General features: G+C 42.1%; 20 protein-coding genes. 16 read left to right on the forward strand and 4 right to left on the reverse strand.

Annotation, left to right across the window (positions count from 1 at the left end; translation table 11 throughout):
- The first annotated feature begins 40 nt into the window (after positions 1–40).
- The 4 genes from Q4546_RS04330 to bfr (Q4546_RS04345) all read left to right on the forward strand — a co-directional run bounded on the left by Q4546_RS04330 (position 41) and on the right by bfr (Q4546_RS04345) (position 2583).
- Positions 41–1039, forward strand: coding sequence for an FAD:protein FMN transferase (locus Q4546_RS04330; protein ID WP_241903506.1), 999 nt, complete (start codon positions 41–43; stop codon positions 1037–1039).
- A gap of 47 nt (positions 1040–1086) precedes the next feature.
- Positions 1087–1308 carry a (Na+)-NQR maturation NqrM gene (gene nqrM / locus Q4546_RS04335; protein ID WP_076542875.1) on the forward strand — a complete coding sequence of 74 codons (222 nt, stop codon included), beginning with the start codon at positions 1087–1089 and terminating at the stop codon, positions 1306–1308.
- Between the two features lie 324 nt (positions 1309–1632).
- Entirely contained in the window at positions 1633–2103 is a 471-nt protein-coding gene (gene bfr / locus Q4546_RS04340; protein WP_102520116.1) for a bacterioferritin, read from the forward strand.
- Positions 2104–2115: 12 nt separating this feature from the next.
- Complete coding sequence (gene bfr / locus Q4546_RS04345) at positions 2116–2583, forward strand: bacterioferritin (RefSeq protein WP_303445763.1); 468 nt, start codon at positions 2116–2118, stop codon at positions 2581–2583.
- Positions 2584–2696: 113 nt separating this feature from the next.
- Here the strand turns inward: bfr (Q4546_RS04345) and Q4546_RS04350 are convergent, their stop codons facing one another.
- The gene (locus Q4546_RS04350; RefSeq protein ID WP_303445764.1) at positions 2697–4607 is read right to left on the reverse strand and encodes a methyl-accepting chemotaxis protein; all 1911 of its coding nucleotides are present in this window, start codon (positions 4605–4607) and stop codon (positions 2697–2699) included.
- A 282-nt stretch (positions 4608–4889) separates the two neighbouring features.
- Here Q4546_RS04350 and dinB point away from each other — a divergent pair, with 282 nt between their 5' ends.
- Positions 4890–5966 carry a DNA polymerase IV gene (gene dinB, locus Q4546_RS04355; protein WP_303445765.1) on the forward strand — a complete coding sequence of 359 codons (1077 nt, stop codon included), beginning with the start codon at positions 4890–4892 and terminating at the stop codon, positions 5964–5966.
- A 93-nt stretch (positions 5967–6059) separates the two neighbouring features.
- On the opposite strand, the gene Q4546_RS04360 is transcribed toward dinB, so the two are convergent.
- On the reverse strand, positions 6060–7520 hold the full coding sequence (locus tag Q4546_RS04360) for an aminoacyl-histidine dipeptidase (RefSeq protein WP_102530881.1): 1461 nt from the start codon (positions 7518–7520) through the stop codon (positions 6060–6062).
- A gap of 247 nt (positions 7521–7767) precedes the next feature.
- On the opposite strand from Q4546_RS04360, the gene Q4546_RS04365 reads away from it, so the two are divergent.
- The 4 genes from Q4546_RS04365 to Q4546_RS04380 all read left to right on the forward strand — a co-directional run bounded on the left by Q4546_RS04365 (position 7768) and on the right by Q4546_RS04380 (position 14071).
- Positions 7768–9309 carry a leucyl aminopeptidase family protein gene (locus tag Q4546_RS04365; RefSeq protein WP_303445766.1) on the forward strand — a complete coding sequence of 514 codons (1542 nt, stop codon included), beginning with the start codon at positions 7768–7770 and terminating at the stop codon, positions 9307–9309.
- 830 nt (positions 9310–10139) lie between these two features.
- Positions 10140–11429 carry an NCS2 family permease gene (locus Q4546_RS04370; RefSeq protein ID WP_076542805.1) on the forward strand — a complete coding sequence of 430 codons (1290 nt, stop codon included), beginning with the start codon at positions 10140–10142 and terminating at the stop codon, positions 11427–11429.
- Positions 11430–11673: 244 nt separating this feature from the next.
- Positions 11674–12786: a glutamate 5-kinase gene (gene proB / locus Q4546_RS04375; protein ID WP_102477151.1), complete on the forward strand. Its 1113-nt coding sequence runs from the start codon at positions 11674–11676 to the stop codon at positions 12784–12786.
- A 16-nt stretch (positions 12787–12802) separates the two neighbouring features.
- Complete coding sequence (locus Q4546_RS04380; RefSeq protein WP_102477152.1) at positions 12803–14071, forward strand: glutamate-5-semialdehyde dehydrogenase; 1269 nt, start codon at positions 12803–12805, stop codon at positions 14069–14071.
- 183 nt (positions 14072–14254) lie between these two features.
- Here Q4546_RS04380 and Q4546_RS04385 read toward each other — a convergent pair whose 3' ends face one another.
- Positions 14255–14584 carry a hypothetical protein gene (locus Q4546_RS04385; protein WP_303445767.1) on the reverse strand — a complete coding sequence of 110 codons (330 nt, stop codon included), beginning with the start codon at positions 14582–14584 and terminating at the stop codon, positions 14255–14257.
- 146 nt (positions 14585–14730) lie between these two features.
- Positions 14731–15654, reverse strand: coding sequence for a DMT family transporter (locus Q4546_RS04390; protein ID WP_303445768.1), 924 nt, complete (start codon positions 15652–15654; stop codon positions 14731–14733).
- A 290-nt stretch (positions 15655–15944) separates the two neighbouring features.
- On the opposite strand from Q4546_RS04390, the gene dnaK reads away from it, so the two are divergent.
- The 7 genes from dnaK to carA all read left to right on the forward strand — a co-directional run bounded on the left by dnaK (position 15945) and on the right by carA (position 24358).
- Positions 15945–17864 carry a molecular chaperone DnaK gene (gene dnaK / locus Q4546_RS04395; protein ID WP_102437933.1) on the forward strand — a complete coding sequence of 640 codons (1920 nt, stop codon included), beginning with the start codon at positions 15945–15947 and terminating at the stop codon, positions 17862–17864.
- Positions 17865–17952: 88 nt separating this feature from the next.
- Positions 17953–19083 carry a molecular chaperone DnaJ gene (dnaJ, locus tag Q4546_RS04400; RefSeq protein ID WP_102437931.1) on the forward strand — a complete coding sequence of 377 codons (1131 nt, stop codon included), beginning with the start codon at positions 17953–17955 and terminating at the stop codon, positions 19081–19083.
- A gap of 182 nt (positions 19084–19265) precedes the next feature.
- The gene (locus Q4546_RS04405; protein WP_303445769.1) at positions 19266–20489 is read left to right on the forward strand and encodes a DEAD/DEAH box helicase; all 1224 of its coding nucleotides are present in this window, start codon (positions 19266–19268) and stop codon (positions 20487–20489) included.
- 150 nt (positions 20490–20639) lie between these two features.
- Positions 20640–21431 carry a M48 family metallopeptidase gene (locus Q4546_RS04410; protein ID WP_102477155.1) on the forward strand — a complete coding sequence of 264 codons (792 nt, stop codon included), beginning with the start codon at positions 20640–20642 and terminating at the stop codon, positions 21429–21431.
- Positions 21432–21538: 107 nt separating this feature from the next.
- A complete protein-coding gene (locus Q4546_RS04415) occupies positions 21539–22153 on the forward strand; it encodes an FKBP-type peptidyl-prolyl cis-trans isomerase (RefSeq protein WP_303445770.1) in 615 nt (204 codons plus the stop codon).
- 52 nt (positions 22154–22205) lie between these two features.
- Positions 22206–23018 (forward strand): 4-hydroxy-tetrahydrodipicolinate reductase, encoded by an 813-nt coding sequence (gene dapB / locus Q4546_RS04420; RefSeq protein WP_102437923.1) that lies wholly within the window; start codon positions 22206–22208, stop codon positions 23016–23018.
- Between the two features lie 182 nt (positions 23019–23200).
- Entirely contained in the window at positions 23201–24358 is a 1158-nt protein-coding gene (gene carA / locus Q4546_RS04425) for a glutamine-hydrolyzing carbamoyl-phosphate synthase small subunit (protein WP_102437921.1), read from the forward strand.
- Positions 24359–24371 lie beyond the last annotated feature (13 nt).

The raw sequence follows: 24371 nt of genomic DNA on the forward strand, positions 1-24371 counted from the left end.
AAAAATTGAGAATTTGAACATTTACATGATAAAAATTTCGATGAAGACGCTGGCAGTATTTTTTGGTTTGTTGATTTTAGTCGGCTGTGGAACTGAAGATAAGATAGTGTCACTGTCAGGCAATACCATGGGGACCACTTATCATATAAAAGTGGTACGTAATGAGCGCCTGCCAACCACTCAACTACTACAAGCTGAAATTGATATCGCTCTTGAGTTAGTTAATGATCAAATGTCCACTTACAGACCGAAGTCAGAACTATCACGTTTTAACCAGCTAGGTGTTAATCAACGCCTGAAAGTTTCAGCGGATACAGCCAAGGTTTTAAATGAAGGCTTACGCCTTTACGACACGACTCAAGGCGCGCTGGATATTACCTTAGGGCCATTAGTTAACCTATGGGGCTTTGGTCCTGATAAGCGCCCAACAGCGATCCCAAGCGCTGAAACGATTGCCGAGATGAAAGCTAAATCGGATATTCATGGTTTTAGTGTCAAAGATTTAACTGTCACCAAGTTAAGCCCTGATCTCTACATTGATTTATCTTCCCTTGCTAAAGGCTATGGTGTCGATAAAATTGCTGCACTACTCAATAAATACCAAGTAGAGGGATACTTAGTGGAAATTGGTGGTGAGATTAGCGTTAAAGGTGTTAAAAATGACGGCAGCCCATGGCGTGTTGCAGTTGAGAAACCTTCGAGCCAAGGGGCGGCTATTCAACAGGTGATAGAGCCTGGTAATATGGCGCTAGCGACATCTGGCGATTACAGAATTTATTATGAAGAAAACGGCGAGCGTTTTTCGCATTTAATTGACCCTAGAAGCGGTTATCCAATAAAGCATAAGTTAGCGTCAGTAACCGTTTTGCACCCTAGTAGTATGACTGCAGACGCTTATGCAACTGCAATGATGGTATTAGGTACGGAAGAGTCTTTAGCGTTAGCTGAGCGTGAGAAACTGCCAGTTATGCTGATTGAAAAAGACGACGATAATTATGACGTATTTTATAGTGAGTCGTTTGCACCTTACATTCGTTAATGGCATTTAAAGATTTATTTGATGACCAATTTAGCTTGGAGAATATGATGAGTACTTTTATCGCAGCATTTGTGGTGTTGTTATTATTTTTTTTATTAATGTCCGTGGGCTATATCGTGAAGCGCAAGGCGGTTGAAGGCAGTTGTGGTGGTTTAGGTGTTTTGGGTATTGAGAAAGCTTGTGATTGTGATGACCCATGCGATAAACGCAAACGCCGCATGGCTGAAGCTGAAAGAGAAGCAAAACTGAATCAAAACCGGATTATCTAGTGCGCCAGCATTAACTTTAAGCCCACTTTCAAGTGGGCTTTTTTACGACTGTTACAAAATTTACAAAACTAATTACAGCTAACATTTACCCTTACTAGTGTGATTATTGTCACTATTAAAAACCAGCAGAATTAGCTAGAGATGTGATTCTATTAAGAAATATTCAAACGTGAAAATGCTGAAGCGAGATAAGAACCTAAGTTATAATGATAATAGTTATCAATGACTAAGTTTATGATAATAAAGGGGAATTGTTTTTTGAAGTCACATGTACTATGCTGGTCGAAATTGATCCAGATCAATCTAGCATTTAAGGACTAAATCATGAAAGGCCATCCAAAAGTAATTAGTCAGCTTAATCGTGTACTGACATGTGAGCTCACTGCCATTAATCAATATTTTCTTCACGCGCGTATGTTCAAGCATTGGGGACTCGAAAACCTCAATGAGAAAGAATATAAAAAATCTATTCAAGATATGAAACATGCAGACAAGTTAATTGAGCGGGTATTGTTTTTGGAAGGTTTACCTAACCTTCAACAATTAGACAAGTTACGCATTGGTGAGCATTGCGAAGAAATGTTTGATTGTGATCAGCAAGCGGTAGTCGAGCAGTTGGTCGTTTTACGAGAGGCGATTAAGCTTTGTGAAACAGAGCGCGATTACGTTACTCGTGATTTATTAGAAGATTTACTTGAAGATGAAGAAGAGCATCTAGACTGGATTGAAACCCAAAAAGAGCTGATTAACCAAACCGGTATTCAGAACTATCTTCAATCACAAATTAAAGATTAATAGGACATTATCATGAAAGGTAATCCAGAAGTTATTGCAGCTTTAAATGCATTATTAACCGGTGAGTTGTCAGCGATGGATCAATACTTTGTACATGCACACATGTACGAAGATTGGGGATTTGATGAGCTTTATACGCGCATCTTACATGAGTCAGATGACGAAAAAGCCCATGCTGCTAAGTTAGTTCAGCGCATTCTTTTCTTGGAAGGCACGCCAGATGTTGCAAGTCGTGAAGCATTAAACATCGGTAAAGACGTAGAAGAGATGCTTAAAAATGACTTGAGCTACGAATATCAAGTTGCTGATCATTTACGTGAAGTCATCGCTTTATGCGAAGTAAAAAGCGACTTCCAAACCCGTGAAATCTTAGAAGTACTACTTGATGATACTGAATCTGATCACATGTATTGGTTAGAAAAACAAATTCGATTAATTGATCGCGTTGGTTTACAAAATTATCTGCAAACCAAAATGTAATCATTGAGTTTGCTTCAAAACAAAATGTAATCATTGAGTTTGCTACAAAACAAAAGCCTAACTGAGTTAGGCTTTTTTTATGGGATTTTTAAGCGTTATATGTATTGGTAACGCTATAGTTTGAACTGATTAATCATATTGGTTAGCTCCACATTGATTGTGGCAATATTATCCGTTTCATTTCGCTGCATAATGCCTTCATCATTTAAGGTTTCAACCATATCGTGAATTTGGTGCATGCTTCGATTAATTTCCTGAATAACAATATTTTGCTCATTTGCTGAAGTGGATATCTGGCTATTGAGGGCATTGATTTGAGCAACAATAGTACTCATGGTTTGTAAATTATCAGAAGTATTACTGACCTCAGTAACCGTGTCTGAGCAGGCTCGTTCAGTACTGCCAATGGCCGACACCACCGCAGTGGCTTCAGCTTTTAATTTTGCCAGCGCGATTTCAATTTCACTGGTACTTGTTTGGGTGCGACTGGCAAGGGCGCGCACTTCATCTGCAACCACAGCAAAACCACGCCCTTGCTCTCCGGCCCTTGCAGCTTCAATCGAGGCATTAAGCGCTAACAGGTTGGTTTGCTCTGCAATACTCCCAATCACATCAACAATGCTTTGAATACTGCTGGTTTCATTATTCATGTGCTCGACATTACCAGCAGTTTGATGGATTTCAGCAGCTAAACCTTGGATACCCACTTGGGTTAAGTTAATGGTCTTCAGTGATTGCTCGCCAGTAATATTAGCCTCATTAGTATGCTTGGCTGCGGTTTCGGTATTCTCAACCACAGTGACAGCGGTATTTGATAGCTCTTCAATGGCGGTCACAATTTGGGTTGTTTCATTGGTATGGGCTGTCAAAATTTGTTCGCTGTTTTGGCTATAGTGCTGCAGCTTATCAATACCGGTAGATAATTTAATTGTCGATTTATTGATGGCTAACAACATGGTTTGTAGTTGTGAAATAAAGGCGTTAATTCCGAGGGAAATTTTTCCGATATCGTCATCATTTTTGACTTCCAAACGACGGGTTAAATCACCATTACCTTGAGATAAGCCAGTGACTAAGTCACGTAGTTCATTAATCGGTTGATAGAGCTTATTCAGTAGTATTAATAACGCCACAACAGATAAGCCAAGTACCAATAATATGATGCCGCTGAGTTTTAATGTGGCATTAACAAGCGGTGCGAAAGCTGTTGCTTCATCGAGGGTGACAATCACATACCATTGGTTGTTATCAATTAAAGGGATTTTTTGACTAGCAATAATCGTGCTAACGTCATTTATATCACTGAGCGCCCATGAGCTATCCTGACCGAGAATACTTTGATAGATCTCGCTTAGTTGGCTATTGCTGCTGATATTGTCTTTTTGATTAGTTAAGGCTGAATTAGAGGCTAACACTAAGCCATTTTTATCAATAATAAAGCCAGTGGCACCTTCAATATCTGCTAATGCTTGTAGTTGCAGTTGCAAGTAGTCAAAACGTAAATCCGCCATGATGATCCCGCCATCAATTGGGTGCATAACCCCGACCATAGGTATACCGTCTGTACGGGTAAAAAACACTTCGCTGAGGGACAAGGTATTTTTTTGTTTGCCGTTTTGGTACCAAGGACGAGTGCGGGGATCATATTTATCGACTACACCGACGCCGTCAGGAAAAGACTCTGAAGCAATAGAGGCAAAGGATTGGCCATCATCAAACCCCATAATGACTTTAGAGACGCCACCTAATTTGGCTGTGTATTGAGTCATGGCGACATGGCCGGCATCCACATTGTTATGACGGTATAGACTCGCGAGTTCAGTTACCGCGGAAGTGGTGCGATTAAATGAGTTTTCTATTTCACTGACTTTGGTTTTTATTTGGTGGTGGATGTCGGTTGTCAGCTTGTCTGTTATTTGTTGTTTTAATAATTGGTGAGTGACCAGCCCGCTAATGATCAAGGCGAAAGCTAATAGAATTGTTAACGCAAATAGTAAACTCGCTTTAAAGCCAAACTTGTTCATAACTCACCTAATTGTATTATTATTTTTGTTTGATTGTACCTGCTTATAAATCAAAATATACCCTAAGCTCATAAAAAAGTTAGTGATTTGCATCATGTAATGTTGATTTTGTTTTTGTGTTGTCTGATGTTTAGTGTTCTTACTGTTATTTATTTGTATTGCAAATTAGCGCTATTTTGTAATTTGAAGCTTTCAACGCGACTGGTGATAAAGGTTTAATTTGAACACTGTTTTTATATACAGTATCATGATGTCATTCAGTGACTTCTTTATGAAAACGCCATGCGTAAAATTATCCACATTGATATGGATTGCTATTATGCCGCAGTTGAAATGCGTGATTTTCCACAATTGCGTGGTAAACCTATTGCTGTAGGTAGGCGCAGCGATCGCCGTGGTGTTATCAGTACCTGTAGTTATGAGGCGCGTAAATATGGCGTTCGTTCTGCTATGTCGAGTTATCAGGCATTAAAACTCTGCCCAGATTTGATATTGGTGCCAGGCAGGATGGAGGTTTACAAAGCGGTTTCGCTGCAAATCCGTGAAATATTCCATCGTTATACAGAATTAGTTGAGCCGTTATCATTGGACGAGGCGTATCTTGATGTTACTGATTGTGATGCATGTAAAGGTAGCGCCACCTTAATTGCTGAGCAGATCAGAGCTGAAATCTTTACGGTAACCGGGCTTACTGCTTCCGCGGGAGTCGCACCGATTAAGTTTTTAGCTAAAATAGCTTCTGACTTAAATAAGCCTAATGGTCAATATGTGATCACGCCTGCTGAGATCCCTTCGTTTATAAAATCATTATCCTTAAGTAAAATCCCTGGGGTGGGAAAAGTAACCTCGGCTAAGCTTGCAGCGCTCGGGCTTGAAACCTGTGAAGACGTGCAGCGCTACCCGAGTGACAAGCTCATCAGCGGTTTTGGTAAATTTGGCCGCGTGTTAATTGAGCGCACTCAAGGTATCGATACACGTCAAATAAGCCCAAATCGTATCAGAAAGTCGGTTGGGGTTGAGACCACCTTAGCCCAAGATATTTTTACTATAGAGCAATGCAGCAATGTCATGCCGCAGTTAATCCAAGAGCTTATTAGCCGGGTGCATCGCAGTGCTAAAGACCGGCAAATTCATAAACAGGTAGTAAAACTTAAATTTAACGATTTCAAGCAAACTACCATTGAGCATCGCAGTGATGAAATGTCGCTTAACTTATTCCAGACATTGTTAACTCAAGCACTAGAGCGGGCCAATGGCCGAGGTATAAGATTAATCGGTGTCAGTGTTGGTTTAGCTGATAATAGCCAGCCAGAAGTGGTTACAGATGATAATAGCGAGCAATTAGATTTGCAGTTCTAGTGATTATCGCTAGAAACAAAAAGGCTGCCTTTTCTTATATCAAGAATAGAGCAGCCTTTTTATTAAGCGCGTAATTTAATAGAGAGTTAAAGCTCAGCCTTTTGCTGGAATACGCTCTAGTACCGCAAGCAGTAGTTCCCAATATTGGCCAACAGTGGTGATATTCACCATTTCGTCTGGGCTATGTGGGAAACGAATGGTTGGGCCAATAGAGACCATATCCATGGTTGGGTATGGTTCTTTAAATAGTCCACATTCAAGACCGGCATGGATAACCATAATCGTCGGGTCTTTCTTATAAATATCATTATACGTTTCACGGACAATGGCCATCACTGGTGAGCTATTATCAGGCTTCCAACCAGGGTAAGCGCCTGATAGATCAATGCTAGCACCTGAAAGGTTTGCTAATGCCGTTAATTGCGTTTCAATTTGCACTCGGCCTGAGTCAATCAATGAGCGGATAAGACATAGCACTTCAACAGATTCGTTGTCAGTGTTAATCACTCCGACGTTAAGCGATGTTTCAGTCACACCTTCAACTTCATCGCTCATACGCATTACGCCGTTAGGGCAGGCGTGCAGTAAATCGATTAAGGTATTTTGCGCATCTTCACTCATGACTTTTGCTGGAGCGTCAATGGCTGCAAGTGTTAGCAACATGTCAGGGTCAGCAATTGCCAGCTCTTCACGAACAATCGCTTGATATTGAGCAATGGCTTGCTCAAGCTTGGCTTTATTTTCGCTTGGCAGCATAAAGTTGATGCTAGCTTCACGGGGGATAGCATTACGTAAAGAGCCGCCAGTGAAGTTAACTAATTCAATTTGTAAATCATCACCATAACTAAATAAGAAACGGGCTAATAATTTATTGGCATTGCCGCGACCTAAATGAATGTTGACGCCTGAATGGCCGCCCTTTAAACCTGAAAGGGTTAAGCTAAAGCTGGCATTGCTTTGCTCAGGTGCTTGCCATGACATAGGAACGCTTAGCTGTGCATCAACACCGCCAGCGCAACCCATGTAGATTTCGCCTTCTTGTTCTGAGTCAGTATTAATTAAAATATCAGCATCAAGGTAACCAGCTTCAAGGCCGAAAGCGCCAGTCATGCCCGCTTCTTCATCAATGGTAAGCAGCACTTCTAATGGACCATGTTTAATGTTGTCAGCGCCAAGAATTGCTAACGCTGAAGCCATACCAATACCGTTATCAGCACCTAAGGTGGTGCCCTTGGCTTTTAGCCATTCGCCATCTACATAGGCTTCAATAGGATCTTTTTCAAAATCATGCACTTTATCGGCATTTTTTTGTGGAACCATATCAATGTGGGCTTGTAATACCACAGTCTTGCGTTCTTCCATTCCAGCATACGCTGGCTTTTTAATGATCAAGTTACCGACTTTATCTTCGACGACAGGCAAACCTTTCGATTTAGCCCATTGCTGGATATGTTCACTAAGTGCTTGTTCAAACTTGGATGGATGCGGAATCGCACAAATTTGTTCAAACCATTGCCATAATGGCTGGGGATATAATTGATTAATGGCGGTCACGAAGACTCCCTAAATGCTATGAATGTGGGAATAGATGCGCTGAAGTTTACCATATTGTCGTTACTAAGTAGTGACCTAGAGCAAGTAGAGAGGCTGGATTAAATTAATTTTTGTAAATATATTTTAACTCTATCGTAAAGCTAAGCTTATATACTTTAACCACCATTGGTCGTTATGATTTGTGATTCAGCACCTGAAATTACTGATTAGCAAGCAATAATAACAATCTATTTAAAAAGGATGCCCCATGTTTCAAGTCAATATCGTTGATGTAGCAAATGATCAAGCCATTTTTGAAGGCCATGGCTGGGACGCCGTAGTGGTAGTCGCCACCGATTTAGCCGCCATTGCCCAAGATGAAATAAAAATACTCGCCAAGCATGCGAAACAAATCGATCAGCGCATTGGTCAGTCGGCAACATTGTTACTGGCGCCCGGACTTGCGGGTGGCAGACTGATTGTCGCCCCAGTTGTTAATGCCACTAATGAATACAGTGATGTGAGTGTGTTTGCCAAAGCAGCTAGAGAAGGCATTGTTATTGCTAAGGCTGCGGGAGCAAAACAACCGCTGTTGGTGGTAGAAACCAGCCAAGATAAGCGCTATCAATTTGCTAAACAGGTTGCTGCACTTGCCTGTGGTCAGGAACTATGGCAATCACTGGAGCTGCGAGAAGCCACAGCAATTACCCCAGCATTTAGCGCCATTGGTTTGCTTGGCAGCGACAATTGCAGTGGCCTGCTCAATGCTGTCGAAGCCGGTAAGATTTTGGCAAGGGATCTATGCGGCACTGAGCCAGAAAGAATGGCGGCGCCAGCATTTGCTGATTATTGCGTTGAGGCGCTAAAAGACAGTGGTTTAGCAATCAGAGTCATTGAAGAACGTGAAGAGTTAGAGCGCGATTACCCGCTGCTTTGCGCAGTAGGGAGAGCCTCATTTAATGTGCCTCGGCATCAACCTCGCGTGGTTAAACTGGAATATGTGGCAGAGGGCGCCATTGATCGCACCTACTTGTTTGCTGGTAAAGGAGTTATTTACGATACTGGCGGCGCAGATATTAAAGTCGCCGGTGGCATGGCGGGTATGAGCCGAGATAAAGGCGGCGCTGCAGCGGTGGCAGGCTTAATGAAAACCTTATCTATCTTAAAGCCCAAAGGCATTAGAGTGATAGCAGAGTTAGGTTTGGTGCGAAACAGTATTGGCAGCGATGCCTTTGTTCCTGATGAAATCATTACCAGCCATGGCGGTGTTAGAGTGCGTATTGGTAATACTGATGCCGAAGGGCGCTTAGTGCTGGCAGACTTATTATCTCACTTAAGACTTCAGGCAATGACAGCAATTAAGCCGCAAGTATTTTCTGTGGCAACCTTAACCGGCCATGTGGTGCGCTGTTATGGCGGCTATACCGCACTAGTCGAGAACAAAGTGGCACAACAAGCTGGTATGGGTCACACCCTAGCTGGCATTGCTGAGCAATGGGGCGAACCATTTGAGTTATCTAGCTTGCGTCATGATGATTTTGCCAAGGTACATAATATCTCTGGCCAAGGGGAGTTATTGTCATCTAATAACGGCCCTTCTGCCATTACTGCCAGAGGCCATCAATATCCCGCAGCATTTTTAATTAATGCTTCAGGCTTGGGCCAACATGGCACAGGCTCTGCCATGCCATTGCCTTTTGCGCATCTTGATATTGCCGGTAGTGCCACAGAAGGCCATAGTTTGTATGGGAAACCCACAGCCTCGCCTTTGGTAACTTTATTACAAAGCGTTTTGGGCGGCAATGTGTAGTTTGTTTTTTGCTCAACCACTATATATTGTGCTATTTAGTGGTTGATTGTTTGCTAATGAGAACTCTAAATTCTTAATTTGTCATACAAGTGTGCTTTTATTTCATTTTTTGATTGAAATATAAAATAATTAAATAAATACTTGTAATAAAATTACACTTTGGTATTATTCCTCTCGTTGGACAGCGACGGTGCTTTCCAATTCTAGTTAATCCAGGATGGATATAGTCTCCAAGGAATCGAGTGATGAGTTGTCTCAATGGATTGAGAAAAGTTTGTTCCAAGGAACCGAGCCAAGCAAGACTAGGTTTTCGCAACTTTATTTGGAGTATGATTATGTCTTCTACAGACAGCTATACTATTTATGGACAAGGCACTTGGTTAAATCCAGCTGTTCTGTCTTTTGGCATTTATGCCATGACGTTTAAGGGCTAACCCTCCTTATTCATTGATTTACCGTATCAACCCTTTTTTCTGTCGCCTTTGGGCGGTTTTAGACAACAAGTAAATTGGTTCTCTATTGCCAATTTACTTTTTAAGTTTTATCACTTAATTGTGATGCAGTTTTCCTCTCCCCATACGGAAAACTTTTAACTTGTCTGCCTACTCTTTTGAGTAGGCATTTTTTTTGCCTGAAATTTATCAACCACTGGCTTTTCATTGAGTTAAATTGTCTTTCATACGAATATAAGTGTTTAGTTATCTAACATGGCTATAAACCTTATAAGTACCTATAATCCGAACGAATTAATTCACCTCTGATTTTGACTGTAATTAGCCAGTAGCGGCTATAGCAGCCAATTACACCCCCTTTTCAAGGAACAAGGCTTCATGTTAGAGAAACTGTTTAAACTCAAAGATAATCAAACGAATTTAAAACAAGAAGTTGTCGCGGGTCTCACTACCTTTCTCACCATGGCTTACATTATTTTTGTTAACCCTATGATGTTAGCTGATGCCGGCATGGATCATGGTGCAGTGTTTGTGGCCACTTGTTTAGCCGCGGCAGTGGGCTGTTTAGTGATGGGCTTAGTGGCCAATTACCCCATCGCATTAGCGCCGGGTATGGGGCTTAATGCTTTCTTCACTTATACCGTTGTCGGCGAAATGGGCTATAGCTGGGAAACTGCACTTGGCGCAGTATTTATGTCTGGTATTTGTTTCTTAATTTTATCTTTGGTGAAAATTAGAGAATGGATAGTTAACAGTATTCCAATGAGTCTGCGATTAGGTATTGCCGCGGGTATCGGTTTGTTCTTGGCCTTTATTGGCCTTAAAAGCGCCGGTATTGTGGTGGCAAGTCCGGCAACATTAGTCACTATGGGGGATATCACTTCATTCTCAGCTGTGATGGCTGCGGTGGGGTTTTTCTTGATCATTGCTATGGTACAGCGTGGCTACAAAGCGGCGGTGATATTAAGTATTTTCATTGTCACAGCCATTGCATTGTTAGCTGGTGAAGTGAGTTATAACGGCGTTATGTCGATGCCACCATCGATAGCACCGACATTCATGAAAATGGATTTATCCGCAGTGCTTGAAATCAGTATGATTTCAGTGATATTTGCCTTCTTGTTTGTGGATTTATTTGATACCTCAGGCACCTTGGTTGCAGTCGCGCAGCGTGGCGGATTTTTAGATGAACAAGGGCGTTTACCAAGAGTGAAACGCGCCTTAAGTGCAGACAGCTTAGCCACCATCGCAGGGGCGACGTTAGGAACATCAACGACCACTAGTTATATTGAAAGCACGGCAGGCGTTAGCGCCGGTGGCCGTACTGGCTTAACCGCTGTTGTCGTCGGTTTGTTGTTTATTGCTGCATTATTTTTTGCCCCACTTGCCGGCATGGTACCCGCTTATGCTACCAGTGGCGCCTTGTTTTATGTGGCGATTTTGATGATGTCTGGCTTAGTCAATGTTGAGTGGGAAGACTTAACAGAAGCGGCGCCTGTGGTCATTGTGTGTTTATTGATGCCATTAACCTTTTCAATTGCTAATGCCATAGGGTTTGGTTTTATCTCTTATGCGGTGATTAAACTACTTACTGGCCGTTTTAAAGAGTTAAATCTTGGTATCTTGTTTATTGCGGCACTATTTTTAGCTAAGTTTATTTGGGGTTAACCTTGGCTTTGCTCGCCATAACACCTGCTGAGTAAGCTCATGTGTGGGTTATCAAGCTGTAATTAAGCAGCAATGATAAATTAGTGATTTTTGTTAAGGGTTATGCAATGCATAGCCCTTTTTTATGCTGTATAACAAATAAATATAGTATTTGTTTACTCAATTATGGGCTTTACTATGAATTATTCGCTGAATTAGGTATAAAAATATTTCAGTCAATATTTTTGAGTTTGAAAAGGCAGTCATGACTTACAAGCGGGTCGTCGTAAAATTAGGTACCAGTGTCTTAACTTCGGGCAGTAACAAGCTCGATAAAGCACATATGGTGGAACTGGCCAGACAAATGTCTGTGCTTGTGCGTTCAGGTATTGAAGTTGTATTGTGCACATCTGGCGCAATAGCGGCTGGTCGCGAACATCTGCAATACCCCGTATTGCCCGATACTATGCCCAATAAACAATTATTAGCCGCCGTGGGTCAAAGTCAGCTTATTTTAGCTTGGTCAGAACTGTTCAGTATTTATGGTTTGCACGTGGGGCAATTATTGTTAACCCGCGCCGACTTACATGATCGTGAACGCTATCTAAATGCTCGAGATACACTCAATGCATTGTTAGATAATAATATTATTCCGATTATTAATGAAAATGATGCCGTTGCCACCAATGAAATTAAAGTGGGCGACAATGACAATTTATCAGCTAGGGCCGCATTATTATGTGATGCTGACTTATTAGTGTTATTGACTGATCAAATCGGCTTATTTGATGCCGATCCACGCAATAACCCCGATGCCAAGTTAATTACTTCAGTGGTCAATATTGATGATAACTTACGCTTGTTAGCGGGTGGCGCTGTTTCAGGTTTAGGCACTGGCGGCATGGCGACTAAGTTAGAAGCGGCCGATGTGGCTAGGCGAGCAGGTGTTGAAGTGGTCATTGCTTCAGGTCATTTGCCTAATGTGATTTCACAAGTAGTCAGTAAAGAATCGGTCGGCACTCATTTTAGTGTCACTAAAAATCCCCTTGAAAGCCGAAAACAATGGATTTTAGCTGGCCCTGCAACAGAAGGGCGGCTGATATTAGATGATGGCGCCTGTAAAGCGGTCGTTGAAAATGGTCGCAGCTTATTGCCTAAAGGGATTGTCAGCGTAGAAGGGCAATTTGAACGTGGCGCAACTGTGTTGATTGCCGATAAATCAGGTCACGTGCTTGCTAAAGGCATGAGCCGTTATTGTGCTAAAGCATTAACGATAATTGCAGGAAAGCACTCCAACGAGATTGAAACATTACTTGGCTATGATTACGGCGTAGCAGCAATACATCGTAATGACATGGTGGTACTAGATAGTGAATAAATTAAAGGACGAAAACATGTCACAGCAGCAATATTTAACCACGCTAGGTAAGCAAGCAAAAGCAGCAAGCTTTGCCCTTGCTAATTTATCGAGCCAAAACAAAAACGCTTTGCTTCGTTGTATTAGCGAGCAACTAACGCTAAATACCGAAGCGATTTTAGCGGCGAACGACCAAGACGTGCAGGCAGCAAGAGCCAATGGTTTAACCGATGCGATGATCGATAGATTATTGCTAGATAGCGAGCGATTAGCTGGCATTATTGCTGATATTGAAAATGTGATTAATCTTGCCGATCCTGTGGGCAGTGAATCAGCTAGCCAGTTATTAGATAACGGTTTACGTTTAACTCAACGCAAAGTGCCACTGGGAGTTGTTGGGGTGATTTACGAAGCACGCCCTAACGTCACTGTTGATATTGCCGTACTAGCACTAAAAACCGGTAATGCAGTGATCCTTCGTGGCGGTAAAGAAACCTTAACCTCAAATAAAGTTTTAAGTGAGGTGATCCGCACAGCGCTGACATTACAAGGTTTACCTGAAGATGCTGTGCAGCTGATTAACTCTACCGATCGCGACTTAGTGACTGGCTTACTGCGCCTTGACCAATATGTGGATATGATTATTCCTCGCGGCGGCCAAACCTTACAACGCCTTTGCGCTGAAAAAGCCACTATTCCGGTGATTTTAGGCGGCATTGGTATTTGTCATTTATACCTTGATAAATCAGCGGATTTATCTCGCAGTGCTGAGGTGATCATTAATGCAAAAGTGCAGCGTCCAACAGTGTGTAATGCCTTAGATACCTTACTGGTTCACGAAGCTGTTGCGGCTGAGTTTTTAGCAGATTTGTTTACGCAGATGTCGGCATTAGGCGTGAGTTTTTATACTTGTGAAAAAACGCAGCAGTTATTTGCAGCAAGTCAGTTTGATATTCATCCTGCAACGGATGAAACCTTCAGTACTGAGTGGTTGTCATTAACACTTGGGGTTAAGATTGTGACTGATATTGACCAAGCAATTACCCATATTCGTCAACACTCTAGCGGTCACTCTGAAGCGATTTTATCTGACGATATTAATGCGACCTGCCACTTTATGAATCAAGTAGACTCAGCAGCGGTATATGTCAATGCCAGCACCCGTTTTACGGATGGCTCGCAATTTGGTTTAGGGGCTGAAGTGGCGGTCAGTACCCAAAAGCTACATGCTCGCGGACCAATGGCTCTTGATGCACTAACGACTTATAAGTGGTTGGCAACTGGTGATTATACTTCTCGCAGCTAAAATAAACTAACCCAAGCCAGATTTGAAGCTGACGATGCTGTGAGTGACAAACTGACTTGATTTGCGCTTAAAACTTAAAAAGCACCTCGGTGCTTTTTTTGTTTTTTTGAGCACTGAAATAGCAGCAGCTTTGAAATGTGCCGCTAGAGGTTATTGTCGCCAGAGGTTATTGCCGTTATAGGATTATTGCAGGTATAGCCCATGGCTGGTAATCGCAGGAGTAGATAAACGTATATAAGTGGTGTAACACCAAATCAAAAAGCTGCTCAGCGTCATAAATATGCTTACAAGCCTAGCTGCTTGAACATACTCCATGATAAGCGGGAAGTACTTTTCTTGTATGCTATTAGTGAAGTAGACCGCAGGAAAAACAAAAATACATATATACATGGCGGGGTATTGGGTTGAGATATCACCGTTGAGATATTCATAAAGCATAATAGCCGCGGTAAGCATTAAGCTATAGCTGCGAATTTTATTTTCAGTGGTGTCACTTAAATTCCATCTCGGCATTCCCATTGCCAATCTCCTCCTTGAAGCATCCTTTGTATCTTGTACACCGTATTAACTGCACACCTTATTAATAGCAACTAACTGCCATGTTGACAATAAAGTTTAAATTTTAATCGTTTAAATATCGTAAAATGCTTTAACCACTGCTACTTATTATGCTTATGGCTGATCTTTAAACTGGATTTTCTCAACAGCTGTGGGATTACCTTTTGCAATATTAACCCCGTTAAAATAAAGCATAGACCAATATAGGTACTGCTGGCGATTTGCTCTTTTAAGATTAGCGCGATAAACCCAACAGACAGCACAGGGGTTAAAAATACAAGCGTGGTGATGTTAGAGGTTTTCTCGGTGCTTTTAAGTGCCATAAGCCATAAAACAAAGGTGATACCCATTTCAAATAGCCCCACATACACTCCAGCAGTTAGCGCTTGCCAACTCAAGTCGCTTATGGGTTGATGGATTAGCATGGCAATAGTCACTAAAGGTAAACCAATTAAAAAGCTAAGTAATAAGCTTACAGTGGCATCGCCGTCATCCTTGGTATTGGTTACCCAATATAAGCACCAAATCACCGTACTGCTTAATACAAAAGCAATCCCTTTAGGGCTATCAAAGTTAAATGCGGTGATATTGCCGCCGGTTGCGATAATGTAAACGCCGCTATAGGCAATCAGCGCGGCAATGACATCAACCTTTGTGAGCTTATGACCCAGCAAAGGGACAGCTAAAATGGGCAATAAAATCGCCCAAGTGTAATTAAGGGATAAGGCTTGTTGAGCTGGAAGCAAATCGTAAGCTTCAAACAGCACAAAGTAATAAAGAAACGGATTCAGAATACCGCTAAGCAAATAAAATCCTGGGCGACGTTTAAATTGTCGCAGCATTAATGTGTGCTTTCTTTGCCATAGGATAATCACACTCAATGCAATAATAGAGGTGAGCACTGCAACAAATACCAATTGTAAGGGTGTATAAAAACTTAGCGCGACTTTAAATGCAGTCGCGACTGTCGACCAAAGTAAAACGGCAACTAAACCATAGACATAGGTAAGAGAAGTGTTTGACAAAATCATTCCTAATAATAGTAATTATGCATAATATCCAAGGGGTGGATTAGCAAAGCAAGCAAGTATGGACAGATTGTATGCAATATACAAAATGAGGTCACGGCATATTTACTTAAGATATTTTTAATAATTTTTTTGATCAGCCCTTGTATTTTAGTTAGCTGTCCCAATATATGCAGTAAGGCTGATATGAGAGGCAAAAATTAGGACTTGAAAAATCAATTCCTGACCCCATATCAACAAACATAATCAAATTAGTTACATTAAAATTTTATATTTCGGAGATCCTCATGGGCAAAATTATTGGTATTGACTTAGGCACAACTAACTCTTGTGTGGCTGTCCTTGATGGCGGTACTGCTCGCGTAATCGAGAATGCTGAAGGCGAACGTACAACAGCATCTATCATCGCATATACCGATGACGAAACATTAGTAGGCTCACCTGCTAAGCGTCAAGCAGTTACAAACCCAACAAATACTTTTTTCGCGATTAAGCGTTTAATCGGTCGTCGTTTTAAAGATGACGAAGTTCAACGTGATGTTGACATCATGCCTTTCAAAATCATTGGTACTGACAATGGTGACGCATGGGTTGAAGCTCACGGCAAGAAAATGGCACCACCACAAGTATCTGCTGAAATCTTGAAAAAGATGAAGAAAACAGCTGAAGATTTCTTGGGTGAAGAAGTAACAGAAGCGGTTATTACTGTTCCTGCATACTTTAATGATTCACAACGTCAAGCAACTAAAGATGCTGGTCGTATTGCTGGTCTTGATGTTAAACGTATCATCAACGAGCCAACTGCTGCTGCACTAGCTTACGGTATCGACAAAAAACAAGGCGACAACGTTGTTGCAGTATACGATTTAGGTGGTGGTACTTTTGATATCTCTATCATTGAAATTGATAGCAACGATGGTGACCAAACTTTCGAAGTACTTGCTACTAACGGTGATACTCATTTAGGTGGTGAAGATTTCGATAACCGTCTAATTAACTATTTAGCTGATGAGTTCAAAAAAGAGCAAGGTCTAGACTTACGTAACGACCCGCTAGCAATGCAACGTGTTAAAGAAGCTGCAGAAAAAGCGAAAATTGAACTTTCAAGCACAACACAAACTGAAGTTAACCTGCCTTACATCACTGCTGATGCAACAGGTCCTAAGCATTTAGTGGTTAAAATCACTCGTGCTAAGTTAGAGTCTTTAGTTGACGACTTAATCCAACGTTCTTTAGAGCCATTAAAAGTTGCGCTAGCTGATGCAGACTTATCTGTTTCAGACATCAACGAAGTGATTTTAGTTGGTGGTCAAACTCGTATGCCTAAAGTACAGGCTGCAGTAACTGACTTCTTCGGTAAAGAGCCACGTAAAGACGTTAACCCAGATGAAGCCGTAGCCGTAGGCGCAGCAATTCAAGCTGGTGTACTTTCTGGCGACGTGAAAGACGTATTGCTACTTGACGTTACACCACTATCATTTGGTATCGAAACCATGGGTAGCGTAATGACTAAGCTTATCGAGAAGAACACCACTATCCCGACTAAAGCGAGTCAAACGTTCTCAACTGCTGAAGATAATCAAAGTGCAGTAACAATTCACGTACTTCAAGGTGAGCGTAAGCAAGCTAGCTACAACAAATCTCTAGGTCAATTCAACCTAGAAGGTATTGAACCAGCGCCACGTGGCATGCCACAAGTTGAAGTATCTTTCGACATCGATGCTGATGGTATCTTAAACGTATCAGCAACTGATAAGAAAACCGGTAAAGCGCAAAACATCACTATTAAAGCTAACTCAGGTCTAAGTGACGAAGAAGTAGAGCAAATGGTTCGTGATGCAGAAGCTCACGCTGATGAAGATGCTAAATTCGAAGAGCTAGTGACTGCACGTAACCAAGCTGATGGCATGGTTCACGCAACTAAGAAGCAAATCGAAGAAGCGGGTGAAGCATTACCAGCTGAAGAAAAAGAGAAAATTGAAGCAGCAATGGCTGACGTTGATACCGCAACTAAAGGTAACGACAAAGAAGCAATTGATAAAGCGACTCAAGCATTAATGGAAGCGTCTGCTAAGTTAATGGAAATCGCTCAAGCGAAAGCACAAGCGCAACAAGGTGAAGCTCCAGCACAAGATGCGCAAGAAGCTAAGCCTGAAGATGACGTTGTTGATGCTGAGTTTGAAGAAGTAAAAGACGACAAAAAGTAAGCTAAATTAGTTAGTTAACTTTCAGGCGGGCGTTGGGAGAAATCTCTAACGCCCGTTCGTACAATACCTGCTTGAGAAAACTGAGATTATGTCAAAGCGAGATTATTACGAAGTTCTAAGTGTCGGTCGCGATGCCAGTGAACGAGAAATCAAAAAAGCCTATAAGCGTCTAGCGATGAAATATCATCCTGACCGTAACCCAGGCGACAAAGAAGCTGAAGTTAACTTTAAAGAAGCTAAAGAAGCTTATGAAATTTTAACTGACGCGAATAAGAAAGCGGCTTATGACCAATTTGGTCATGCAGGCGTTGATCCTAATCGTGGCGGCGGTCAAGGTGGCGGCGGTGATTTCGGTGATATCTTTGGTGACGTGTTTGGCGATATCTTTGGCGGCGGTCGTCGTGGCGGTGGACAACGTCAAGCGGCTCGCGGTAGTGACTTACGTTACAACTTAGACTTATCACTTGAAGAAGCGGTTCGTGGCCTTACTAAAGAGTTACGTATTCCTACCTTAGCATCGTGTGATAGCTGTGATGGCAGCGGCGCTAAGAAAGGCTCGTCAGCAACCACTTGTGGTACCTGTCATGGTCAAGGCCAAGTACAAATGCGTCAAGGCTTCTTTGCTGTTCAGCAGGCGTGTCCGACTTGTCATGGCCGCGGCAAGATCATTAAAGATCCTTGTAAGAAGTGTCATGGCGAAGGCCGTGTTGAAAAGAGCAAAACCTTATCAGTTAAAATACCAGCTGGTGTTGATACTGGCGATCGTGTTCGCTTAACCGGTGAAGGTGAAGCGGGTGAGTTTGGCGCGCCTCCGGGTGACTTATATGTACAGGTGAGCGTTCGTGAACATAATATTTTTGTTCGTGATGGTAATAACCTCTACTGCGAAGTGCCAATTTCATTCAGCAAAGCTGCATTAGGTGGCGAGATTGAAGTGCCAACACTTGATGGTAAAGTGAATTTGAAAATACCTGCAGAAAGCCAAACTGGCCGTATGTTCCGCTTGCGCGGTAAAGGTGTTAAATCGGTTCGCAGCCACGCCGTTGGTGACTTACTTTGTAAAGTCGTCATGGAAACACCAGTTAAACTTAACGAAAAGCAAAAAGAGCTACTTCGTGAGTTTGAAGCGACCTTAACCGGTGAGTCAAAGAAGCACAGCCCTAAAGCTGAAGGGTTCTTTGATGGCGTAAAAAAGTTTTTTCACGATTTAAATAGCTAAATTTATTTATTAAATTTAGCTATTAGCGAGTCGATTAAAAGGTTAATTACTGCAAAGTAATTAGCCTTTTTTATTGGCAAGTTTTTAAAGCACTTTGCAGGCTATTAAACAAACACAGCTTAAGACAATGACGTCAGTGTGCGGTAGACTGCATCTCATTGCTTCTTTGGATCACTATTTCGATGTCTTTTTTACAGTTAAACCTCAATCCAAGCCTTATCTCAGCTTTACCTAAGCAGTTAACAGCGGCCACTAAAATTCAAGCGCTGGCCATTCCTGCTGTGTTATCAGGTAAAGATGTATTGGCTTTAGCACAAACAGGGAGCGGTAAAACATACGCCTTTGGTTTGCCTATGCTGCAAGCTATTGATCTAGATAAAGCTGACCCTGTTCAAGCGCTAGTGATTGCGCCGACTCGTGAGCTGGCTAATCAGGTTTATCAAACGCTTAATCAGGTTGCGAAGCCTTTAGGCATAAAGGTGCAGCTTTTATGTGGCGGCATTGATGTTGAAGCCCAAGTCGCTGATTTGAAGAGATCGCCGCAGATTATCATCGCCACCCCATCAAGGTTAGTGCAGTTTATAAAGCTGGAACATGTGTCTTTATCAGCGCTGAAGTTGTTAGTACTTGATGAAGCAGACCGGTTACTAGATATGGGCTTTTGGGCAGACATTAAAACCATAGTGCAGCAAACGCCGGTAAATAAGCAGACACTATTATTTTCAGCCACCATAGATGACACAGTAGCTAAACAAGTTAGTGTGATTTTGAAACATGATCTGATCCGTATTGAAGCTGATAAAGCCAATTCAGTGGTAGATCACATTGAAGAGCAGCTTTATTTGGTCAATAAAGGCAGTAAAGCACAAGCACTGATTGCGCTAATAAAGCAGCATCAATGGCAGCAAGTGTTGGTGTTTAGCAATACTAAAGATAGCGCAGATGCACTAACCAAAAAGCTGGTAAAAGCTGGAGTTAATGCGGCAGCATTGCATGGCGATAAAGAGCAAGCGATACGTACTAAAACCTTAAAGGACTTCAAATCAAAGGCGTTAACCGTATTAGTGGCAACTGATGTGTTAGCCCGCGGTATAGACATTGATGCATTACCTGTGATTATTAATGTGGATTTACCCGCAAGCGCAGCAGTGTATGTGCACCGCATTGGCCGCACGGCAAGGGCGGGTGCTAATGGTTTGGCGCTATCGTTAGTGTGTCATGGTGAATCTGATGCACTACAAGCTATCAGAACCTTAACTGAGCGCGCGCTGCCAACACTCGTCTTAGCAGATTTCCCGGTGACGGATAAACCGAGTTCGGGTAACAGTCAACGGCCAAAAAAAGATAAGCAAGCAAATCGCCGCAGTCAGAAAAAGCGCAGTATTAAGGACTTTAAAGGTAAATAAACACCAAGGTAAGCTGCTGTTTTTAGTGATTGCTGAGCTAAAAATGACTTACAATAGCGCGCAATAGGTTCATTTGTAATCAATCTATTGAGTACTAAATATATGATGAACTATTGCCAACGCTCACAAAATAATAAAAGGATAATTATTATGAAAGCCGTTTTTTGGGGGCTATTTGCCACCATTATTATCTCAGGTTGCGCAACCCACAAATCCCCAACTGGCCGCAGCCAAATGCTGTTATTTGATGAGTCTCAAATGTCGCAAATGGGGGCGCAATCATTCGATGCGATGAAAAAAACGGAAAAAATCAGTACCGATAAACAGCAAACCGCCTATGTGAACTGTGTTGCCAATCGCATTACTGCAGTATTACCTGATCAAAGCTTAAACTGGGAAGTTGTGTTATTTGATTCAGATCAGATAAATGCTTTTGCACTGCCTGGTGGACATATTGGCGTGTACACAGGATTACTTAAGGTGGCGAGCGATCAAGACCAGTTAGCGACAGTAATAGGTCATGAAGTAGCCCATGTGCTAGCAAGGCATGGTAATGAGCAAGTTTCGCGTTCACAAATGACCAATGCAGGTATGCAAATGGCTGATATAGCCCTAGGTGCTGGCGGCGTGGCCAATAAAGATCTTTATATGGCGGGCTTAGGCTTAGGTGCGCAAGTCGGTATTTTATTACCCTTTGGCCGCGATCAAGAAAGTGAATCCGATGAGCTTGGTTTAGAGTTAATGGCTAAAGCGGGTTTTAATCCTGCTAAAAGCGTTACGCTTTGGCAAAATATGGCCAAAGCCGGTGGTGAACAAGGCCCTGAGCTATTTTCAACCCATCCATCTCATTCGACACGTATTGCCGATTTAAAAGCCCTTCAAGCTAAAGTGACACCAGTGTATCAAGCAGCTCTAAAGAAGACGCTTGCCAAGTGTCATTAAGGCTACTGAAAAATAGTCATAATCGAGGTAGATTAGCACCCATCAGCAACGAAAGTGTGGTAAACTGCCCCGCAAATTTTAACCGATGAATTAAGAGTAAATACGATATGTCAGAGTTCAACACAATGGAACAGCAAGCAAGTTACGGTGTAGGTCGTCAAATGGGTGAGCAATTAGCTGCTAACCCTTTCGAAGGCATCGATATCCCTGCTGTACAAGCTGGTCTAGCTGATGCATTCGCTGGTAAAGAAAGTGCTGTAGCGATGGAAGACTTACAAGTTGCTTTCACTGAAATCAGCCGTCGTTTACAAGCTGTTCAAGAAGCTGCTGCTGAAGCTGCATCTGCTGAAGGTGAAAATTTCTTAGCAGAAAATGCTAAACGTGAAGACATTATTGTTACTGAGTCAGGTCTTCAATACGAAGTAATTACTCAAGGCGAAGGCGAAAAGCCAACACTTGAATCAACTATTCGTGCTCATTACCACGGTACATTCATCAATGGTGAAGTATTCGATAGTTCTGTAGCTCGTGGCGAGCCTGCTGAATTCCCAGTTTCTGGTGTTATCGCTGGTTGGACTGAAGCACTTCAGTTAATGCCTGTTGGCACTAAGCTTAAATTATTCGTTCCACAACACTTAGCTTACGGCGAACGTGGTGCTGGCGCTTCAATCCCGCCATTCTCGGCGTTGGTATTTGAAGTCGAATTGTTAGAAATCGTTTAATGAAAAACGCCTAAGTTAACTTAGGCGTTTTTGTATCACTGGGAGAAAGTAGATGACTGCAAAAGTAAGAGTCGCCGTTGTTGGTGCCAGTGGCCGTATGGGTCGCACACTGATTGAAGCTGCAAAGCAACATGAGGTGATATATTTGGGTGCTGCTATTGAGCGAACTGGTTCTACACTAATAGGTGTTGATGCTGGTGAACTTGCTGGTGTTGGTACTATGGATGTCGCGATTACAGATTCATTAGATATAGCATCAGAACATTTTGATGTATTAATTGATTTTACCTCTCCAGAGTCGTCGCTAGTTCACCTTGATTGGTGCGCTAAAAACCATAAGGCGATTGTGATTGGTACTACTGGGTTCAATCATGCTCAAAAAGAGTTGATTGGTGCTTATGCTGAGCAAACACCGGTTGTGTTTGCACCGAATATGTCAGTAGGCGTTAACTTAACGCTGAAACTATTAGAGTTAACGGCAAAAGTAATGGGTGATTACACCGATATCGAAATCACCGAAGGCCATCATCGCTTTAAGAAAGACGCCCCTTCAGGGACTGCATTAAAGATGGGCGAAGTTATCGCTGAAACTTTAGGTCGGGATCTTGAAGAGTGTGCTGTATATGGTCGTGAAGGTATGACTGGCGAACGTGATAGAAATACCATTGGTTTTTCTACTATACGTGCCGGTGATATTGTTGGTGATCATACGGTGATGTTTGCAGATATTGGTGAGCGAGTTGAAATAACGCATAAAGCCACCAGTCGAATGACCTTTGCAAATGGCGCAATGCGCGCCGCCTATTGGCTATCCGATCAAGATGCTGGTCTTTATGACATGCAGCAAGTATTGGGACTCAATTAATATTTAAAAAAACCACCGTTGGTGGTTTTTTTTTGGGAAAATATTGTTCCCAAAAAAACATAACTCAAGCATAGACGCTTACACATAATTCATATAGAATCGCTGGAATTTGCCAAATTTTCGTAATTTTGTAAATCTGTAGAAATTAAAATTCAATAATTTCAGTGGTTTGACTCTTATTTTTGGAGGTCACGTTGACACAGTCTGCCTTACTTGTACTCGAAGATGGAACCGTATTCTCTGGCACAGCAATTGGTGCCGATGGACTAACTGTTGGTGAAGTTGTATTTAATACTTCAATGACAGGTTATCAAGAGATTTTAACGGATCCGTCATATTCTCGCCAGATTGTCACTTTGACTTACCCGCACATTGGTAACACCGGAACAAACGATGAAGATACCGAATCTGATTCAGTTCATGCCTGTGGTCTAATCATCCGAGATCTCCCTCTATTAGCTAGCAACTTCCGTAATCAACAATCCTTAAGCGATTATTTAAAAGCGAATAATGTTGTTGGTATCGCTGATATCGATACCCGTAAATTAACTCGTATTTTACGTGAAAAGGGTGCCCAAGCCGGTTGTATTATGGTCGGCGATATCGATGAAGCTAAAGCATTAGCAGCAGCCAAAGCATTCCCTGGTTTGAAAGGCATGGATTTGGCTAAAGAAGTGACCACAGAGTCGACCTACCAATGGCGCAAAGGCACTTGGCGCTTAGTGGGTGGTTTACCGGACGAAACTCCAGCTTCAGAGCTTAAGTTTAAAATTGTTGCTTTTGATTATGGTATCAAGCGCAATATTTTACGCATGCTAGTTGACCGCGGTTGTGATGTTACTGTTGTCCCTGCACAAACACCGGCAGCTGAAGTATTAGCAATGAATCCTGATGGGATTTTCCTATCAAATGGCCCTGGCGACCCAGAGCCATGTGATTATGCGATTACGGCTATCCAAGAAATTTTAAAAACTGAAATCCCAGTATTTGGTATTTGTCTTGGTCACCAATTACTTGCATTAGCATCTGGGGCAAAAACTTTGAAAATGAAGTTTGGTCATCATGGCGCTAACCACCCGGTAAGTAATATTGAAAAAGGTAATGTGATGATCACCAGTCAAAACCACGGTTTTGCTGCTGATGAAGCGACGTTGCCTGCGAACATCAAAGTGACTCACAAATCGTTATTTGATGGGTCTTTGCAAGGTATTCACCTTACTGATAAACCAGCGTTTAGTTTCCAAGGTCACCCAGAAGCAAGCCCTGGACCGACCGATGCGTCACCACTGTTTGATCACTTTATTGAGTTGATTGAACAATATCGTCAAAACGCTAAATAGTTAGGTCATTCGG

Origin of the sequence: Shewanella sp. 4_MG-2023 (assembly GCF_030548015.1) — a bacterium.
Lineage (GTDB): Bacteria > Pseudomonadota > Gammaproteobacteria > Enterobacterales > Shewanellaceae > Shewanella.

Excerpts from the sequence above, each read along its gene's own strand:
- Q4546_RS04410 (WP_102477155.1), top strand. The coding sequence starts at position 20,640 with ATGAAAGCCGTTTTTTGGGGGCTATTTGCCACCATTATTATCTCAGGT.
- Q4546_RS04385 (WP_303445767.1), bottom strand. The coding sequence starts at position 14,584 with ATGCCGAGATGGAATTTAAGTGACACCACTGAAAATAAAATTCGCAGC.
- dnaK (WP_102437933.1), top strand. The coding sequence starts at position 15,945 with ATGGGCAAAATTATTGGTATTGACTTAGGCACAACTAACTCTTGTGTG.
- Q4546_RS04365 (WP_303445766.1), top strand. The coding sequence starts at position 7,768 with ATGTTTCAAGTCAATATCGTTGATGTAGCAAATGATCAAGCCATTTTT.
- Q4546_RS04350 (WP_303445764.1), bottom strand. The coding sequence starts at position 4,607 with ATGAACAAGTTTGGCTTTAAAGCGAGTTTACTATTTGCGTTAACAATT.
- nqrM (WP_076542875.1), top strand. The coding sequence starts at position 1,087 with ATGAGTACTTTTATCGCAGCATTTGTGGTGTTGTTATTATTTTTTTTA.
- bfr (WP_102520116.1), top strand. The coding sequence starts at position 1,633 with ATGAAAGGCCATCCAAAAGTAATTAGTCAGCTTAATCGTGTACTGACA.
- dapB (WP_102437923.1), top strand. The coding sequence starts at position 22,206 with ATGACTGCAAAAGTAAGAGTCGCCGTTGTTGGTGCCAGTGGCCGTATG.
- proB (WP_102477151.1), top strand. The coding sequence starts at position 11,674 with ATGACTTACAAGCGGGTCGTCGTAAAATTAGGTACCAGTGTCTTAACT.
- Q4546_RS04370 (WP_076542805.1), top strand. The coding sequence starts at position 10,140 with ATGTTAGAGAAACTGTTTAAACTCAAAGATAATCAAACGAATTTAAAA.
- Q4546_RS04415 (WP_303445770.1), top strand. The coding sequence starts at position 21,539 with ATGTCAGAGTTCAACACAATGGAACAGCAAGCAAGTTACGGTGTAGGT.
- Q4546_RS04380 (WP_102477152.1), top strand. The coding sequence starts at position 12,803 with ATGTCACAGCAGCAATATTTAACCACGCTAGGTAAGCAAGCAAAAGCA.
- Q4546_RS04405 (WP_303445769.1), top strand. The coding sequence starts at position 19,266 with ATGTCTTTTTTACAGTTAAACCTCAATCCAAGCCTTATCTCAGCTTTA.
- bfr (WP_303445763.1), top strand. The coding sequence starts at position 2,116 with ATGAAAGGTAATCCAGAAGTTATTGCAGCTTTAAATGCATTATTAACC.
- dnaJ (WP_102437931.1), top strand. The coding sequence starts at position 17,953 with ATGTCAAAGCGAGATTATTACGAAGTTCTAAGTGTCGGTCGCGATGCC.
- Q4546_RS04330 (WP_241903506.1), top strand. The coding sequence starts at position 41 with ATGAAGACGCTGGCAGTATTTTTTGGTTTGTTGATTTTAGTCGGCTGT.
- dinB (WP_303445765.1), top strand. The coding sequence starts at position 4,890 with ATGCGTAAAATTATCCACATTGATATGGATTGCTATTATGCCGCAGTT.